Consider the following 17,099-nt stretch of genomic DNA (forward strand, 5'->3'; position numbering starts at 1 on the left):
ATGAAATTAGGAGAACATATCCCATCGTTTAATTTATTAGATCATAAAGGAAATTATTTCAATTCGGATGAATTTCTGTATAAAAAATATTTTGTCCTGTTCTTTTATCCGATGGATTTTACACCAATGTGTACTAAAGAAGTTTGTCATTTTAGGGACATTAAAGCAGATTTTGATCAATTGGACGCTGTATTAGTTGGAATCAATGGTCAATCATCTCTATCGCATGAAAAATTTGCAAGAAAACACCAATTGAATTATCCTCTGTTATCTGATCGAAATGCAGAACTCACAAAACGATTAGGCATCAAAAAAACTTTTGGATTACTAACACCTCGCGAAACCTTTGTGTTTAATAAAAAAGGCCTATTAATTGAACATATTCAATCGAATCAAGCTGATGTACACATCGAACGCGCGATTAAAGCTATAAAAAAAGACCAAGAAAACTAATCTTGGTCTTTTTTATTTTTTTTTATAAACCATGTTCTGATATAGGTACGATACATAAAAAAAATGGCCGAACCAATGACAGAGTAGATTAACATTGATGTGAAATCACTTTTGTCAAATAAAAACTTCATTGTAAATAGAATAATGAAGAATACTCCTGTTAAGAATAAATTTTGTTTCATTGGTCAAAGGTAACTATTTTGTAAGATATAGTTCGAGACTTCCGACCATTTCTAATTTAGAGGATTGAGATAACTGATTGGGATTGGTTCCTGGATAACCTTGTGGAACAGATTGATTGAAATTGGTATAAAACTCAATCCAATATGTATCGATTTCACCACTGGATTTATTTTTAAAATTCATTGGAATGTGTTCAAAGATTTGATCTTTTCGAAATGCTCGCTCAACAAAATCAGAACAATAATATTCATTTTCATTTAAAATATATGTCCAATTGTAGGGTTTACCAAGCATCGTGTTCGCTTGAGTAATGGCATGAGGTATAGCGAAAGTATAATTTTTCTTTAATCGATAAACGACAATCGAATTTTGTTCGGTTTTTCGAAGGGTATAAAATCGGTTTAATTCTTCTCTTTGTGATCCACCTGTTGGTGCAGCGTGTAATACATAAATTCCATGGGTGGTGCGTTCAACGATTCCTACATGATCATAATTATAACTCCCCTCCAAAATCGTTGCTCGTTTGATCGCACCCGAAAGCCCCTCATCTAACGCCCCAACAAAAATAAGATCACCATTTTTTAGAACTGAAGGACGAATAAGATGGGGAGGTGAAGAAGTTTTTTGTATTGTACAACTTGTAAGGAAAAAAAGCAACAAATGAGTAACGATAAGCGGTAAAGAATTAAATATTTTTTTCATAGATATTTTATTGTATTTTTAAACTCTATAATAAAGGTATAGTTTATGGATTTTAAAAAGGGATTAACGATTACAATAATACTATTATTAATTGGACTTGGTGTTGCGATTATCGTGGGGAGTAATCAAGGTCGTGATGTATTTTTTATCAATGATTTTGATGCCATTGTTAATAACTCGATTCCTGCTAAAAAGAATAAAAATTATACCTATCAAATCGTTCGAATAAAAGGAGAGACGAATGATAGCATTAAAATTAAACCATGTGAAACATGTGAAACAGTGGTCTTAAAAGGAAAAATTAGCCAAAAATTTAGGCATGATTTCAAGGATGGGACTTCGAAAATGCAATTTGATCCTTATAAAGCAACTTCAGGACATTTAAAAATTGTCCATAAAATCAGATAATAGAAATTTTTAGTTTGTTCTGTTTGATCATAAAATTCCTTATTTTTGGGAGAAATAATTTACAAAGCAAACAAACATGAAAATTACCGCATTAAACCAAAAGCACAAAGATTTAGGTGCGAAGATGGTTCCTTTTGCTGGATACGAAATGCCAGTACAATACGCAGGTGTTAATCAAGAGCATTTTGTAGTTCGTGAAAAAGTTGGTGTATTCGACGTGTCTCATATGGGACAATTTTTTGTGAAAGGTGAGAAAGCTACAGACTTTTTACAATATATCTTAACGAATGATGTAACGAAAGTTGCAGTTGGACAAGCGCAATACAATGCCATGCCAAATGAAAAAGGTGGAATTGTGGATGATTTGATCATCTACAAAATGGCAGAAGATGAGTTTATGGCCGTAGTGAATGCTTCTAATATTGATAAAGATTGGGAATGGTTTAACAAGCATAATACTTTTGGTGTAGAACTATCTAATAAATCAGATGATATGTCTTTATTAGCCATCCAAGGTCCTAAAGCAATTGAAGCTATGCAATCTTTGACTGATGTTAATCTAGCTGATATTCCTTTCTATCATTTCGCAGTAGGTACATTTGCAGGATTTGAAAATGTAATAATTTCAGCGACAGGGTATACAGGTTCAGGAGGATTTGAAATCTACTTTACCAATGAACAAGCCAACGAAATGTGGGACAAAGTAATTGAAGCAGGTAAAGATTTTGGAATCGAACCTTGTGGTTTAGCTGCTCGTGATACCTTACGTTTAGAGAAAGGATACTGTTTATATGGAAATGACATTAATGATGAAACTACACCATTAGAAGCAGGATTAAGTTGGGTTACCAAATTAGATACAGGATTCATTTCTTCTGAAATCTTAAAAGCACAAAAAGAAGCGGGCGTAGAGAAGAAATTAGTTGGGTTTAAAATGATCGAGCGTGGAATTCCTCGTCATGATTATAAAGTTGTAGACGATGCAGCGAACACGATTGGAATAGTTACTTCTGGAACACAATCACCAATGTTAAAACAAGGAATTGGTTTAGCGTATGTACACGTTGATTTTGCAAAAGTCGGAACAACAATTCGAATCCAAATTCGTGATAAAAACATATTAGCAGAGGTGGTGAAAACACCATTTGTTTAATGAAATCGATAAAAAATTAAAAATAGCCCACTTTTTCAGTGGGCTATTTTATTTAATAGTAATTTTTAGTGGGTAAAAATTAAATAATCTTGTTTTAAAAACTTGAAATATTATCAAATTGTTAAATTTTAAAATTATTTAGTATTTTATTAACTAAAAAGCTTGTTTTGTTAAATTCTAAAATGTACTTTTGAGTAGTACTATTTCTGAAATAGTCTATTTTTTAATGACACTAATATGAAAATGAAAAGCCTTTCTGAATTGAAAGGCTTTTCTTTTTTATGTCGAAATCGAATTATAAATCTTCGTCGTATAAATCAATTATTGGCTTAGGATCTTTTTTCTTGATTTGATATAACCAGTAGATAAAAACACCGATACCATTTCCTAAAATAATGGCTAATATCCAAAGCAATCGATCATCACTTTCGATCAAATTTGGATTTTTTACAGCATGGACTACATAATATATAAAAGAAATCACACCGACAAAAAATCCAATGAAAACGAGAAAGATAAAGATGACCAAATTTCCTAATAAGGAAGTAAGCATCGATTTAGAAGCACCTTCATGGCCTATTTGTGCATCTAAGGTTCCGAATAACGAAAAAAAGATGATAAAATAGCTTAGCATTGCAAGTGTAAATACAGCAAGAGGTACTGTCGCTAATATGGCTTGTAGTTTAGTATTATTCAATAGAGAGGTTAAATCTCTATCCAATATTGGCATTGTTTTCATTAGAAAAATACACTTTTATTTTTTCTGCTCTGGATTTCCCCACAACATCCGTTAGTTCTTCCAAAGATGCAGATTTTATTTTTTGTACCGACTTAAAAATTGTTAATAATTCTTTAATTGTTTGAGGTCCTATACCAGGTATATCATCCAATTCAGATTTAAACGCATTTTTACTTCTTCTATTGCGATGTCGTGTGATCCCAAAACGGTGAGATTCATCACGGACATGTTGTAAAACTTTCAAAGTCTCTGAAGTTTTGTCCAAATACAATGGATAGGGGTCATCGGGATAATAAATTTCCTCCAGTCGTTTTGCAATACCAATAATCGAAATTTTACCACGTAATCCTAAACGATCAATCGATTTTAATGCTGAGCTTAACTGACCTTTACCACCATCAATCAAAATCAGTTGAGGTAATGGTTCTCCTTCAGCCAAAACACGAGAATAACGTCGATAGATAACTTCTTCCATCGTAGCGAAGTCATTGGGCCCTTCTACCGTTTGTACGTTAAAAATGCGATAATCTTTTTTACTCGGTTTACCATCCTTAAAAACTACACAAGCTGATACAGGATTGGTTCCTTGAATATTGGAATTGTCGAATCCTTCAATATGACGTGGTTCTACTGGTAAGCGTAAATCATTTTTCATCTGATTCATAATCCGATTGGTATGGCGATCAGGATCTACAATTTTGGTTTGCTTCAATTGTTCTAATCGATAAATCTTCGTGTTTTTAATCGATAAATCAATGATATGTTTTTTATCTCCAATTTTAGGAACGGTAATTTTGCGATTCGGGATCTCTAAACTGATCTCAAAAGGCACATAAATTTCTTTCGAGTTTAAATTAAAACGTTCTGAAAAATCAACAATGGCTCTTTGCAATAAGTCTTCATCACTTTCTTCTAATTTTTTCTTCCATTCTTCGGTATGCGATTGAACAATTGCTCCATGATGAATTTTCATGAAATTGATATACGCATATTCCGCGTCAGAAGTGATAGAAAAGACATCAACATTAGTAATTGTTGGTGAAACAATCGTTGTTCGTGCTTGATACTTGTGTAAAGTCTCTAGTTTGTCTTTAATCATTTGGGCTTTCTCAAACTCCAATTGAGAGGCGTAATGAAGCATCTTATCATTTAAATAATTTTTAGCTTCAGAAAATTCTCCTTTTATAATGCTTCGAATACCATTGATTTGCGCATTATAATCTTCTTCTGACTGAAAGCCTTCGCATGGTCCTTGACAATTTCCGATATGATACTCTAGACAAACTTTATATTTGTCATTTTCAATATTTTTTTCACTTAAATCATAGGAACATGTACGAATTTGATACAATTCTTTAATTAAGCCCAAAAGTATCTTCATCATTTTGACGCTCGAATAGGGACCATAGTATTCGGATCCATCTTTGATGACATTTCGGGTAGAAAATAGGCGTGGAAATCGTTCATTTTTAATGCAAATCCACGGATAAGTTTTGTCATCTTTTAAAAGAATATTGTATCGGGGTTGATGTTCTTTGATCAGATTATTTTCCAATAAAAGGGCATCATATTCACTGTTCACATTGATGGTTTCGATGTTATCAATGTTAGAAACCAACACACGAAGTCGTTTTGAATCATGTGTTTTATTGAAATAGGAATTGACCCGTCGTTTTAAGTTCTTCGCTTTTCCGACGTATAACAAATCCCCATTTTTATTATAATATTGATAAACGCCAGGCGTTTCAGGTAATGAGGCTAATTTTAATTTAACATTCTCGTTCATTAATCAACAGCAACTATATTTATTTTTTCGTGTGTATCATCAATATATACTAATAATTTCTCTTTGATGGTATATCCCAATTGACTGAAAAATTGTGCATATTGACTGATTTGGAAATGATGTGTGGTTTCCGGTTGTCCTGTTTTATAATCAATAATTGTACAATTATTTTCAGAATCGATGACCACACGATCTGCACGGAAAATTTCCCCGCTTTGATCGATAAAATCGCGTTCATTCAACACGATTAATCCTTCTGCAAAGTACGGAACTAAAACGGAATCATTTAGAATAATTTCAATTCCATTTTTTATACGCAAAAGATTTTCGCTAGATATTGTTCCACGTTGATGTTCTAAATGGATGATGGTATCCACATCGTGAATCGTTTTGATCTGAGCCAATACATTATGCATCGCGTTCGCATATTCAGTTAAAGCTAATTTTTGTTGAGCTTTTTCCGAATTGGTGTTGACCGTTAATTTATTGTTCCAATCCAAAGAATGTAGTTTGATTTCAATCGAATCGTCTTGATGCTTCTTCGGAACTGATAAACGTTTTGGATCTCCGTAAACCGTAAACTCATCTTCTGTCATTCCTTTTGAAAAAGCAAACTCATGAAGATAATGGGCAATGGTTTTGGTTTTCGAATTTTCCTTTGGTTTTAAAGCAATCATATACAACTGCTCTTTGGCACGCGTTGTAGCCACATACAATGTATTAATCGCATCCATTTGGACCAAATTCTCTTCTTGTTCAATCGCCAGTTTAATCGATTGATCTTTGATGGTCTTTAAATCGTTATTAATTCCAACATAGAAATTCTGAAATGGATTCACATCTGTTTTTTCGAGCGGAATCCAAATGTTTGAATTTTTAGGAGTCCAATCCAAATAAGGTAAAATCACCACGGGAAATTCTAAACCTTTTGATTTGTGAATCGTCATAATTTGAACGGCTTCTACTCCTTTTGGTGTTTTGACAGATGATTTGTCTTTTGCCGTTTGCCAGTATTCTAAAAATGAATTTAAGTCGGATTCATTTTTGGATGAATAATCTAATACGACATCTAAGAAGCTTAGGATATAAGCCGGAGAACGTTCTTCCAATTGTAAAGCACGAATCGTTTTTTCGGTAAAATCATAAAGTGATAAATTCTCATCGCGAATAAAATCCAAATCAAGACCAATATCTTTCATCAAATCTAAGAATCCATCGATTTTATTTTTTATCCCTTTTTGAATGGTAACGGTTAAATCATCAGATTCAAATAAATGAATCTCATAAGCCACCATTAAAAAGCGTATCTTACTTTGCTCATCCATCGGATTGGCAGCAATTTTAAACAAATATTCAATCAACTGAATCTCATACGAATTCTTTAATAATAAGGCTTCATTCGAAATTACGACGATTTCATTTTCCGTTAAATGTTTAGCGATTGCAATTCCTTGCGCATTGCTACGTACCAAGATGGCAATATCACTTAACGAATAGCCATTATCACGGCATTGATTGACATACTGTAAAATAGATTCAAGATTTTGTTCTTTGAATTCATCTTTTGAACGTTCTTTGTTCTCAATGAATTTAAGGTGTACAAAACCATCTTTTCGGCTATTGGTTTTTTGCTGATTTCCGCTTAAATAGATTTCCCTGAAATCAGGCATATTCAATTGAGGGGCGATAAAAGTATATAGCTCGTTGTTGAATTTGATAATATTTTCATGGCTGCGCCAATTGGTATCTAATTCTTGTACTTTAATGTTCAATTCATCCTGATGTTCAATCAAACCAGTCATTTGGGCAGGATTTCCACCACGCCAACGATAAATCGATTGCTTGGCATCACCAACCAACATAATCGTATCGGATTGAGCACGGGCATTCTCAATCAAAGGATCAAAATTTTGCCATTGTAGGGTAGACGTATCTTGAAATTCATCAATAAAATAATGATGGTAACGGCTCCCTATACGTTCGTAAATAAAGTTAGCAGGTTGATCGCGCAAATGTTTACTAATTCTCGTATTAAACTCGTTAATCAATAATACATTCGTTTCTTTTTTGATCGAATCCAATGATTTTTCAACTTCATTAATCAAAGAAATAGAGGATATATTTTTTTGAATCGATGACAACAAAACCAATTTATCCGTGATGAACTGAGCTTGTAGAAATAAAGCTTTGATGTCAGGGAAAATTTGTTCAGCAGTAGCATCTTTTACTTTTTCTAAGTAAACACCGTCAATAATTTCTTTGGTATTCGTATCCGTAGGTAAAATAATACCTTCCCCATCATAATTCTTTAATTTGTTGAAATAGGAAGATACTCCACGAGACTTTCCTGGAAGTTCATTCGGTGTCAGTCCATATTGTTGCAAAAGTTCGAAGAAGGATTGTCCTACCATCGTCAAAGCTTCTTTTAATGTTTTAATATCATCAAAAATGGTTTTACGATAGGCTACAAAATCTTCCAAAGGAATTTTGCGTAAATCATCCAATTGCTCTAAGTTTCGATCATTGGAAATATTAACAGTATCTGCCGATAAGGATTTTCGGATATCCCATGATTTATTATCATCCATATTATCTAAGGCGATGGTAATCATGGTTTCAGTTAATTTTTGATCTTCTCCGATTTTAGAATATAATAAATCTACGGATTCTTCCACCATTTCTTGAGTATTCATTTCCACATCAAAATTCATGGATAAACCTAAGTCTTGAGCAAATGATTTCATTAATCTCAAGTTAAATTTATCGATGGTTGATATTGAAAATTTAGAATAGTTGTGAAGAATAGCGATTAAAATTTTACGCGCTCGTTCTTGAATTATTGTAGGATCTAATGCGATTTCTCGAGACAAATCTAAGATGTATGCATCAAATGTTTTAGAAGTATCCGCTAATTCTTCTAACTTTTCGATGATACGTTCCTTCATTTCATTAGCTGCTTTGTTGGTAAAGGTAATCGCTAAGATATGTTCAAAACGATAAACACTTTCGTCTTTAAGTAACAACGAAATAAATTCTTTAACAAGAGTATAGGTTTTACCCGCTCCAGCTGAAGCATTGTAAATTTTAAAATCGCCTGGTTGTAGCACTTCAATAAATTTTTAGAAAGTTAATAAAACTCTACAAGATTAAGAAATTGAAATGCCAAACTATGACGTAATAAAAAAGGAAGCCTTTCTTGAAAAGCTTCCTTCCACCTTTTTGTTATAAAAAAAAGATCTATTTAAAATAAATATTTGATACCTACTTTAACACCGTCCATCATACCAGAGTTTAATCCGAATTTGAAAGTGTTATTTGTGTCACCTTGTTTTGGGTTAACTGCATTCCAAGCAAATAATCCGAAAGTTGCTTCTACAGACCAATTAGATGAGAAGAAGTAATCTAAACCTGGAGCTACTTCAACACCGTAAGTAGTGTAGCTGTGTCTGTAATCAACACCGTCAATTTTATCTTTGTAGTTTCCGATACCTACTGGAACAGACGCTTGTCCGAATACTTTTAATCCTCCAGCAATATCCCAATATTTACGTACGAAAGGTTGTACTAAGTAAGTATTTGTTTTGTGGATAAATTCAGGGCTTTTTTCATCTCTAGATCCTGTGTATCCAAATGCTGCCCCAACTGCTACATCATTCGTAATGAATTTTCCAATTGATGGTAATGCTGTGTAAGTTTGAGTATCTCCTTCGTTAGTTGAAGTATATCCAGCTTGACCCATTAACATCCATTTTCCGTTTAATTCTACACCATTTGTAGATTCAACTTTATTTCCTTCTCCATTCTCTTGTGCGAAAACATTCGCTCCTAAAGCGAATAATGAAGCGACTAAGATTAATTTTTTCATATCATTAAAACTTTGTGTAAAGGTGAGGGTGGTGTGAATCTTAAGAAATGATTAATATCAGTTAATTTTAAAGGTTTGTTTAAAATATTTCAGTGAAATAGTTATTTCGCTGAATGATATTCAATTGTGAAATGTTAAATGTGAAAAATCCTAAAATTTATCATAAAAAAAACAGGTAGTTTTTCATTTCTCTTATACGTTGTTATAACAATTTATGAAGCCTGTTTTTGGCGAATAGCATATAAAGACGAGAAGATTAGCATTCTTTTTCACTCAAAAAACTTCCATGATTAATGGATTTAGAATCTTAAAAGAATCTTAAGAGAAATCTTAGATAGAAAATTCTTGATCTACTCAAAAAAAACAGGAAGTTCTTAGAACTTCCTGGTTTAAAAAATTAATCAAAAGTATATTTTAATGAGATCATAATTCCATTATTGGCACTAAGGGCGTAATTTCTTTCCGATGAAAATCCTAAATCAAAAGAATGTTGAACTTCTCCTAGTTGGTCTCTTGAGGCCGTCCAAGAAAACCCTCCTAAACGCGAATTGATGGACCAATTGGGTGTAAAATAATATTCAAATCCAGGTGAAAGTCCAAGACCATATCCACTATAATCAGAGATTGCTTTATCATTTAACTCATGATAGGTATGCGTCGTTTTACCATATCCATAGACAGCCGAAAAATCCAAGAAGAGATAGAATTGATTGGAAATTCTCCAATATTTCTGAACAAATGGATTTACGCTAATAAAGTATTTTTTGTCGTCAAATTCTTTATAGGTATCCAGATATGCACCATAAGCTAATCCTATACCAATGGCAAGGTCTGAGCGTACAAATTTTCCCACCGAGGGTGAAAGTGAATAATATCTATAATTTCCTTCGTTAGAGGTTCCAAATCCAAATCCACCTTCGACGAACCATTGATTTTCTAGTGCGATTTTATTTTCCTCCTGTGCGTTAACACATACGGATAACAAACCAATCAGTAAAAGTGTTTTTTTTATTTAAGGGGTGTTAATTATTTCAAAAATACATTTTTAAATGATTATTTAGTTTAATATCTCGCATAAAAAAAGGAAGCCAATTCGACTTCCTAAAATGTTATAAAAATTTACTTTAATTTCTTTTGTTGTTTTTCTAATGCTTTGATGCGTTTTTTCGTTTCTTTTTCTTTCGATTTTAATTGATCTAGTTCTTTTGCGATTTGCTCTTTTGTTTGTGGTTCAGTTTCGATGTATAAACTTTTCACTGAAATTGAATTTCCATGGATAATAGGATACGAACTATTTTTAGTTAGTTCAGGACTACTATGAGGTTGTACATCGATTCTCCATCCATTTTTTGATTCAAAGTCTGTTTTTGAAGGGGTAACAACAGAAAGTCTATTATGAATAGGAGGAATGTTTTTTAATTCTTTTAGAGTGTTATCATCAATAACAATGGTTTCAATTTTTGATGGAACGGATGATTGACTTATTAATTTATCTTTAGAATCGAATACAAGAATTTTATCTTCAACTTGGATTACTTTGGTTCCGTTTCGATTTAACATTTCAATACCCGCAAAGTTTTTAATATCCAAATCTTTTAATTTTGCTTTTATTGTAGGCGTTAAAATCTCATTTGTTGATAGTTCATCAAGTTTTAAAATTTTAGAATTACTTGCTTTAAATTTTGATTCAACATTAAATTTGATGGTGTCATTATTCTTTTTAATAACTTGTAAAAAGTTTCGGTCTTTTCCAACGACAATGGATTTAATTTCTTTTGGATCGATGTTTTTTAATTGATCACCATTTTCGATTTTAATATTGTTTTTTTGTACCGCTAAATTTTCAAGTTTAAACTCTTTCGTTTCTCCAGAATGTAATTCGACTTTTCCAGTTTCAGTTCTATAATCGATGGTAAAATTTTTAATATCTGCTTTAGAGATATCTTTTATTTCTTTTGGAAAAATCATTCTTTTATTCGTAGAATCAAGCGTTATCGTAATATTATCGGCCGCAATGATTTCAGTATCTTTAGCTATTTTTTTTAATTCGATAATCGGATTTTCTACTTTCTGATCTAAAACGTTTTCTACTTTTTTAGCATTTTGTTTTACTTCTTGTGCAAATGTTTTTTGACTAAATAATACAAATGCAGATAATATAAATGGAAAACTAGCAAAAGATAATATACGAGCTTTTCTTTTTGATGTATGTTTGGTCATCATGAGTAATCTTTTTTTGGTTAGAATAAAATTGAAATGACTCGCAACTGAATTTTGAGATTGAGCTGCAATACAATCTAATATTTGATGCTGGTATATTTTTACGTCGACGTCATTTTGTAAAACATATTCATCAGCCAAAAATTCGTGGTTTAATTGGATGGATTTTTTATATAAATAGATAAAAGGATTGAACCAAAATACAATCTGAAAGATTTCTATGAATACGATATCCCAACTGTGTTTTTGGATGCAATGTGCTTTTTCGTGCTGAATTAAGTTCGGATGAATTGTATCATATTTTTCTTGTGGCAGAAAGATATAATGTAAGAAACTAAATGGTTGATCAGTTTTATCGTCTAAAACAAAAGTGATGTCTTGTGTTTCAAATTTTTCATCTTGTTTTATTCGGTATATAATAGAAATAATATTGAATACAAATCGGAAAAATAATCCTAGTCCAATAATTCCATAAATCAAATTCAAAAGTTCCCCATAATTCCATCCTGACTCTTGTTCTAAGAGTTGAGGATTAGCCAAAATATAGGCTATAATTTCTGGAGAAATTTGAGTTTCCTGTATAGTCATCGGCAACTCCATTTCGTAGATGGGAGCAACTAAAGAAAACACTAGCGAAAACAGTAAGTAAAATCGGTTGGTTTTGTACATACTTTCTCGCTCTAGGAAAACTTTATAAAAAGAAAAAAGAAATCCTGAGCATAAAACAAATTTGATGATATAAGCTATCATAGGCTATTTCTTTTTGCGGTCGATTTCGTTGTCGATAACATCTCTTAATTTCTCTAATTCTTCGATACTCATCGTGTTCGATTTTGCAAAAAATGAAGCAAATTGAGCAACTGAATTATTAAAGAAATTAGAAATCATTCCTTTCACTTCTTTCGAGAAATAATCATCCTTTTTCACTAGAGGAAAATACAAGCGTGAATTTCCATGCTGTTCGTAATCGATAAATCCTTTATCATACATACGTTTCAATAACGTCGCAATCGTAGTTGCAGCAGGCTTTGGTTCTGGCGCAGCATCAATAATATCTTTGGCGTAGGCTTTTCCTTTCGACCAAATCACTTCCATTACTTCTTCTTCTTTTTTGGATAAACTCATATTTCTATAGTTGTAGAACACTACGAATGTAGAATAAAAATTGAGATCACCAACTTTTTAAGAAAAAATTAATAAAGGATTGTCAAGATGAATTTTATAATGAATACAGTTTCTTTGATAAGCTCAGAGGGAAAAAAAAATGTCATTCTGAATTTATTTCAGGATCACATTATATTTTATAAGAAGATGAAATGTGCTCAGATTGACAGCTAGAAAAGACAAATCGATGGATTGTAGTCTCGTAGAATTAGAAAATAGTATAGTGAAATACACAAACTGTCGAAATGATGTTATCTTAAACGAAACGAATAAGTAGTGAAGAATCTAAATAAAGCGAAATCAAGTCATCCTGAATTTATTTCAGGATCTCATCATATTTTACAAAAAGCTAAAATGTGTTCAACTTGACTTTTTCTCATTACCAAATTCTCACATTCTCACATTAAAAAATTCCCACATTAACGAATTAACTCATCCACATATTCCATAATCATCGCTGTAGCATTGGGCGATTGCTGTACAAAATCCCCCGCTTTTTGACCCGCTGACGTTCTAAACGAATCATCGGTAATTAATCGATCCATGATCGCATCAAATTCGTGTTGATTCGCGATGCTAAAGCCACCTCCAACTTCGATCAAATCTACCGCTTCTTGGAATTTTTTGTATTTCGGTCCAAAAACCACAGGATTGCCATAAGTCACAGCTTCTAACGTATTATGTATACCTGCCCCAAATCCACCGCCGATATACGTCATATCTGCATACGCATAGACCTTAGACAGAATACCAATCGTATTTAAGATGAATACTTTTGCTTGAGCAAGTTGTGCAACAGAAGTTTTTTCCAAATCCGAAAATTGAACGAAGGGAACATTTAATTTTGATGTAAAGGCTTCAATTTCTTTGTCGTGTAAATTATGTGGAGCAAAAAGGATTTTCCAACCTTCGGATAAGCGTTGATGAATCAAAGGAAGAAAGAGTTCCTCATCTTTAGGCCAAGAACTCCCCACTACGATTAATTTAGAATCCCCTTTAAATTGAGCCATAAAATCCAATTGATTGTTTTGATGCACAATTTGTTTCACGCGATCAAATCGGGTATCTCCCGCTAAAGTCGATTGTGGAATGCCAATCGAATCCAATAAGGTTTTACTCTTTTGATTTTGAATAAAGAAATGTGAAATCAAATTCAATTTTTGGGCAAACCAATTGTTTCCATTCTTTTTAAAGAAGTTTTGACTTTCTCTAAAAATTGCAGAAACCACTATCGTTGGAATATTTTTTTGATGTAATGCAGTAATCAGATTAAACCAATATTCGTATTTCACCAAAACCAACAATTCGGGATGTAAAACTTGGATTAATTTTTTAGCATTAGCTTTTGTATCGAGTGGTAAATAAAAGATCACATCAGCGCCTGGATAATTTTTACGTATCTCGTATCCAGAGGGCGAAAAAAAGAGACCGCAATCTTATGATTCGGATATTTTACTTTTAAGGCTTCAATGACAGGACGACCTTGTTCAAACTCACCCAGAGATGAACAATGCACCCACAAAACTCGATCCTTCGGTTGTATTTTAGAGGTGATTTGTTCCTCCCAATTTTTACGCCCTTCTACCCAAAGTTTTGCTTTTCCATTAAATCCTGAAGCCAATTTCAGCGCTAATCCGTACGCCTTAATCGATGTGTTATATATTCCTTGCACGATGATGCAAAGTTAAAACTTTTGATTAAGGTTTTTTTGTACATTTGTCTATAGTTTTCGATTCGAAAAACAATTGAATCGATCAATAGAATTCATAGGCTATGAAAAAAATTCAAATGGTTGACTTACAAAGTCAATATCAAAAAATAAAATCAGAAGTTGATGCTTCGATCTTAAACGTAATCGAATCGGCTGCATTTATCAATGGGCCTGAGGTAAAACAATTCCAAGCAGATTTAGAGCAATATTTAAATGTAAAACACGTCATTCCTTGTGGAAACGGAACAGATGCTTTACAAATCGCTTTAATGGCATTAGGTTTAGAACCAGGTGATGAGGTCATCACAGCTGACTTTACGTTTGCTGCCACTGTGGAGGTTATCGATTTATTAAAATTAAAATCAGTTTTAGTAGATGTTAATTTAGATACATTTACTATTGATACTGAAAAATTAAAGGCTGCGATTACGCCTAAAACAAAAGCGATTATTCCAGTTCATTTATTCGGACAATGTGCAAACATGGACGAAGTAATGGCCATCGCAAAAGAACACAACTTATATGTGATCGAAGATACGGCTCAAGCCATTGGAGCAGAATACAAAGGAAAAAAAGCAGGAACTATCGGAGATATCGGATGTACATCTTTCTTCCCATCTAAAAATTTAGGATGTTACGGAGATGGTGGAGCAATCTTCACGAATAATGACGACATCGCTCACCGTTTACGCGGAATTGTAAACCACGGAATGTACAAACGTTACTACCACGACGAAGTGGGGGTAAACTCTCGTTTAGATTCAATTCAAGCAGCTGTTTTACGCCACAAATTACCTTACTTAAATTCATATAACGAAGCACGTTTAGCAGCGGCGACGTATTATAACAATGCATTCGCAGATATCGAGGAATTAATTACGCCTGTTGTTTCTCCAGATTCTACACACGTTTTCCACCAATATACATTACGTGTATTAAATGGAAAAAGAAACGAATTGCAAGCCTTCTTAACAGAGAAAGAAATTCCAGCAATGATCTATTATCCAGTGCCATTACGCAAACAAAAAGCGTACGACAACGGTCACTACAATGATGCGGATTTCCCAAATACAGATACGTTAGTCGATGAGGTAATGTCTTTACCAATGCACACTGAATTATCAGAAGAGCAATTGATATACATTACAACTGCGGTTAAAGAATTTTTCGGAAAATAAACTGATAATAAATAAGTTTTTAAAGCCTTTGCCCTTGCAAAGGCTTTTTTTATTTATAAATTTGATGAACTAACATCTACTAAAATATATTATGAAAAAAATCTTGGTAACGGGTGGTTTGGGGTATATCGGATCGCATACTGTTGTCGCATTACAAAATGCTGGATATGAAGTCATCATTATTGATGATTGTTCAAATGCAGAAGAAAATTTCTTGGAACGTATCACTTCGATTACACATCAAAAACCTGCTTATTTTAAAATTGATTTGAAGGATGAAAATTCTGTTCGTGATTTTTTTCAAACGCAACATGTGGATGGAATTATTCATTTTGCAGCCTATAAAGCCGTAGGTGAATCGGTTCAAAAGCCTTTAATGTATTACCGTAATAATTTAGTGGGACTTATAAATGTATTAGAATCGATGCAAGATTTTGATGTCGATAATATCATTTTTAGTTCATCTTGTACGGTTTATGGTCAGGCTGACCATATGCCAATTGATGAGCAAACACCATTAAAGAAGCCCGAATCACCTTACGGAAAAACGAAACAAATGGGCGAAGAAATTTTAGAAGATTTTTCAGCTGTTTCTGGTAAAAATGTCATTTGCTTACGTTATTTCAATCCAGTGGGAGCGCATCCCACAGCAAAAATTGGAGAGTTGCCTAAAGGTATTCCAAACAATTTAGTGCCTTATGTCACACAAACTGCAGCTGGTATTCGCGAATGTTTATCGGTTTGGGGGAATGATTATCCAACACGTGACGGAACGGCAATTCGTGATTATATTGATGTGAATGATTTAGCAGATGCTCATGTCAAAGCCATGACCCGTTTAATTGAAAATAAAAACAAAACCGCATTAGAATTTTTTAACTTAGGAACAGGAACAGGTTCAACTGTTTTAGAAGTGGTTAATGCATTCCAAGAGGCGAATAATTTAAAAATCAATTACCAAATTCAAGGACGTCGTGAAGGAGATATTATCGAAGCTTATGCGAATAATACCTTAGCAAAAACAGAATTAGGCTGGGAACCAACAGTTACTTTAGAAGAATCTTTGCGAAATTCATGGAAATGGGAACAAGGCTTGAGAAATGAACTTTAAGAAATTACCAACCGCGGGATTAATCGTAGTAGAAAACAATAAATTATTGTTAACCTATAGTAAGAACAAAAAAGCATGGTATTTACCAGGCGGTAAAATTGATGCAGGTGAAAGTTCTAAAGAAGGATTAATCCGAGAAGTAGAGGAAGAATTGAATTTAATTTTAGAACCTCATCAATTAGAGTACTGCTTTCATATTACTGCCATGGCCTATGGAGAACAGAATTTATTAATGGAACAAGATTGTTTTAAAGCAGAAATTCATCAAGAAATTAAACCTTCCAATGAAATTGAAGCAGTAAAATATTTTTCTAGAGAAGATTATAAAAAAGAAAAGGTACAGGTAGAAGGAGTTTTGATTGCCTTTGATTTACTTGCTTTATAAAATAAAAACCCGAACATTAGTTGTTCGGGTTTTTATTTAAA

14 protein-coding genes and 1 pseudogene are annotated in these 17,099 nt (G+C 32.9%); 6 read left to right on the forward strand and 9 right to left on the reverse strand.

The annotated features are described in order from the left end of the window. A complete protein-coding gene (locus AC1QSP_RS13070; RefSeq protein ID WP_484079058.1) occupies positions 1 to 453 on the forward strand; it encodes a peroxiredoxin in 453 nt (150 codons plus the stop codon). Between the two features lie 195 nt (positions 454 to 648). Here the strand turns inward: AC1QSP_RS13070 and AC1QSP_RS13075 are convergent, their stop codons facing one another. After that, positions 649 to 1,338, reverse strand: coding sequence for a YiiX/YebB-like N1pC/P60 family cysteine hydrolase (locus tag AC1QSP_RS13075; protein WP_484079059.1), 690 nt, complete (start codon positions 1,336 to 1,338; stop codon positions 649 to 651). A gap of 45 nt (positions 1,339 to 1,383) precedes the next feature. Between AC1QSP_RS13075 and AC1QSP_RS13080 the strand changes: the two genes are divergently transcribed. Beyond that, entirely contained in the window at positions 1,384 to 1,746 is a 363-nt protein-coding gene (locus AC1QSP_RS13080; protein WP_484079060.1) for a hypothetical protein, read from the forward strand. Between the two features lie 76 nt (positions 1,747 to 1,822). After that, complete coding sequence (gcvT, locus tag AC1QSP_RS13085) at positions 1,823 to 2,899, forward strand: glycine cleavage system aminomethyltransferase GcvT (RefSeq protein ID WP_484079061.1); 1,077 nt, start codon at positions 1,823 to 1,825, stop codon at positions 2,897 to 2,899. A gap of 295 nt (positions 2,900 to 3,194) precedes the next feature. On the opposite strand, the gene AC1QSP_RS13090 is transcribed toward gcvT, so the two are convergent. The 8 genes and pseudogenes from AC1QSP_RS13090 to AC1QSP_RS13125 all read right to left on the reverse strand — a co-directional run bounded on the left by AC1QSP_RS13090 (position 3,195) and on the right by AC1QSP_RS13125 (position 14,345). Then, the gene (locus AC1QSP_RS13090; RefSeq protein WP_322970919.1) at positions 3,195 to 3,638 is read right to left on the reverse strand and encodes a hypothetical protein; all 444 of its coding nucleotides are present in this window, start codon (positions 3,636 to 3,638) and stop codon (positions 3,195 to 3,197) included. After that, positions 3,613 to 5,424: an excinuclease ABC subunit UvrC gene (gene uvrC / locus AC1QSP_RS13095; RefSeq protein WP_484079062.1), complete on the reverse strand. Its 1,812-nt coding sequence runs from the start codon at positions 5,422 to 5,424 to the stop codon at positions 3,613 to 3,615. The genes AC1QSP_RS13090 and uvrC overlap by 26 nt, the downstream gene beginning before the upstream one ends. Further along, on the reverse strand, positions 5,424 to 8,531 hold the full coding sequence (locus AC1QSP_RS13100; protein WP_484079063.1) for a UvrD-helicase domain-containing protein: 3,108 nt from the start codon (positions 8,529 to 8,531) through the stop codon (positions 5,424 to 5,426). The genes uvrC and AC1QSP_RS13100 overlap by 1 nt, the downstream gene beginning before the upstream one ends. Positions 8,532 to 8,665: 134 nt before the next feature. Then, a complete protein-coding gene (locus AC1QSP_RS13105) occupies positions 8,666 to 9,289 on the reverse strand; it encodes a hypothetical protein (protein WP_484079064.1) in 624 nt (207 codons plus the stop codon). Between the two features lie 397 nt (positions 9,290 to 9,686). Then, positions 9,687 to 10,274 carry a hypothetical protein gene (locus tag AC1QSP_RS13110; RefSeq protein WP_484079065.1) on the reverse strand — a complete coding sequence of 196 codons (588 nt, stop codon included), beginning with the start codon at positions 10,272 to 10,274 and terminating at the stop codon, positions 9,687 to 9,689. 134 nt (positions 10,275 to 10,408) lie between these two features. Continuing rightward, positions 10,409 to 12,097, reverse strand: a complete 1,689-nt coding sequence (locus AC1QSP_RS13115) for a M56 family metallopeptidase (RefSeq protein ID WP_484079066.1) — start codon at positions 12,095 to 12,097, stop codon at positions 10,409 to 10,411. A 165-nt stretch (positions 12,098 to 12,262) separates the two neighbouring features. Further along, positions 12,263 to 12,634 (reverse strand): BlaI/MecI/CopY family transcriptional regulator, encoded by a 372-nt coding sequence (locus AC1QSP_RS13120; protein ID WP_484079067.1) that lies wholly within the window; start codon positions 12,632 to 12,634, stop codon positions 12,263 to 12,265. A 458-nt stretch (positions 12,635 to 13,092) separates the two neighbouring features. Beyond that, positions 13,093 to 14,345, reverse strand: a pseudogene (locus AC1QSP_RS13125) (3-deoxy-D-manno-octulosonic acid transferase). 101 nt (positions 14,346 to 14,446) lie between these two features. Here AC1QSP_RS13125 and AC1QSP_RS13130 point away from each other — a divergent pair. The 3 genes from AC1QSP_RS13130 to AC1QSP_RS13140 all read left to right on the forward strand — a co-directional run bounded on the left by AC1QSP_RS13130 (position 14,447) and on the right by AC1QSP_RS13140 (position 17,058). After that, positions 14,447 to 15,562, forward strand: coding sequence for a DegT/DnrJ/EryC1/StrS family aminotransferase (locus tag AC1QSP_RS13130; RefSeq protein ID WP_484079068.1), 1,116 nt, complete (start codon positions 14,447 to 14,449; stop codon positions 15,560 to 15,562). Between the two features lie 91 nt (positions 15,563 to 15,653). After that, positions 15,654 to 16,673, forward strand: a complete 1,020-nt coding sequence (galE, locus tag AC1QSP_RS13135; protein ID WP_484079069.1) for a UDP-glucose 4-epimerase GalE — start codon at positions 15,654 to 15,656, stop codon at positions 16,671 to 16,673. Beyond that, a complete protein-coding gene (locus tag AC1QSP_RS13140) occupies positions 16,663 to 17,058 on the forward strand; it encodes an NUDIX hydrolase (RefSeq protein WP_484079070.1) in 396 nt (131 codons plus the stop codon). The genes galE and AC1QSP_RS13140 overlap by 11 nt, the downstream gene beginning before the upstream one ends. Positions 17,059 to 17,099: the final 41 nt, after the last annotated feature.

Source organism: Faecalibacter sp. (genome assembly GCF_057177045.1).

Coding starts and splice junctions, on each gene's coding strand:
- AC1QSP_RS13070 (WP_484079058.1), top strand. CDS start 1: ATGAAATTAGGAGAACATATCCCATCGTTTAATTTATTAGATCATAAA.
- AC1QSP_RS13075 (WP_484079059.1), bottom strand. CDS start 1,338: ATGAAAAAAATATTTAATTCTTTACCGCTTATCGTTACTCATTTGTTG.
- AC1QSP_RS13080 (WP_484079060.1), top strand. CDS start 1,384: ATGGATTTTAAAAAGGGATTAACGATTACAATAATACTATTATTAATT.
- gcvT (WP_484079061.1), top strand. CDS start 1,823: ATGAAAATTACCGCATTAAACCAAAAGCACAAAGATTTAGGTGCGAAG.
- AC1QSP_RS13090 (WP_322970919.1), bottom strand. CDS start 3,638: ATGAAAACAATGCCAATATTGGATAGAGATTTAACCTCTCTATTGAAT.
- uvrC (WP_484079062.1), bottom strand. CDS start 5,424: ATGAACGAGAATGTTAAATTAAAATTAGCCTCATTACCTGAAACGCCT.
- AC1QSP_RS13105 (WP_484079064.1), bottom strand. CDS start 9,289: ATGAAAAAATTAATCTTAGTCGCTTCATTATTCGCTTTAGGAGCGAAT.
- AC1QSP_RS13115 (WP_484079066.1), bottom strand. CDS start 12,097: ATGACTATACAGGAAACTCAAATTTCTCCAGAAATTATAGCCTATATT.
- AC1QSP_RS13120 (WP_484079067.1), bottom strand. CDS start 12,634: ATGAGTTTATCCAAAAAAGAAGAAGAAGTAATGGAAGTGATTTGGTCG.
- AC1QSP_RS13130 (WP_484079068.1), top strand. CDS start 14,447: ATGAAAAAAATTCAAATGGTTGACTTACAAAGTCAATATCAAAAAATA.
- galE (WP_484079069.1), top strand. CDS start 15,654: ATGAAAAAAATCTTGGTAACGGGTGGTTTGGGGTATATCGGATCGCAT.
- AC1QSP_RS13140 (WP_484079070.1), top strand. CDS start 16,663: ATGAACTTTAAGAAATTACCAACCGCGGGATTAATCGTAGTAGAAAAC.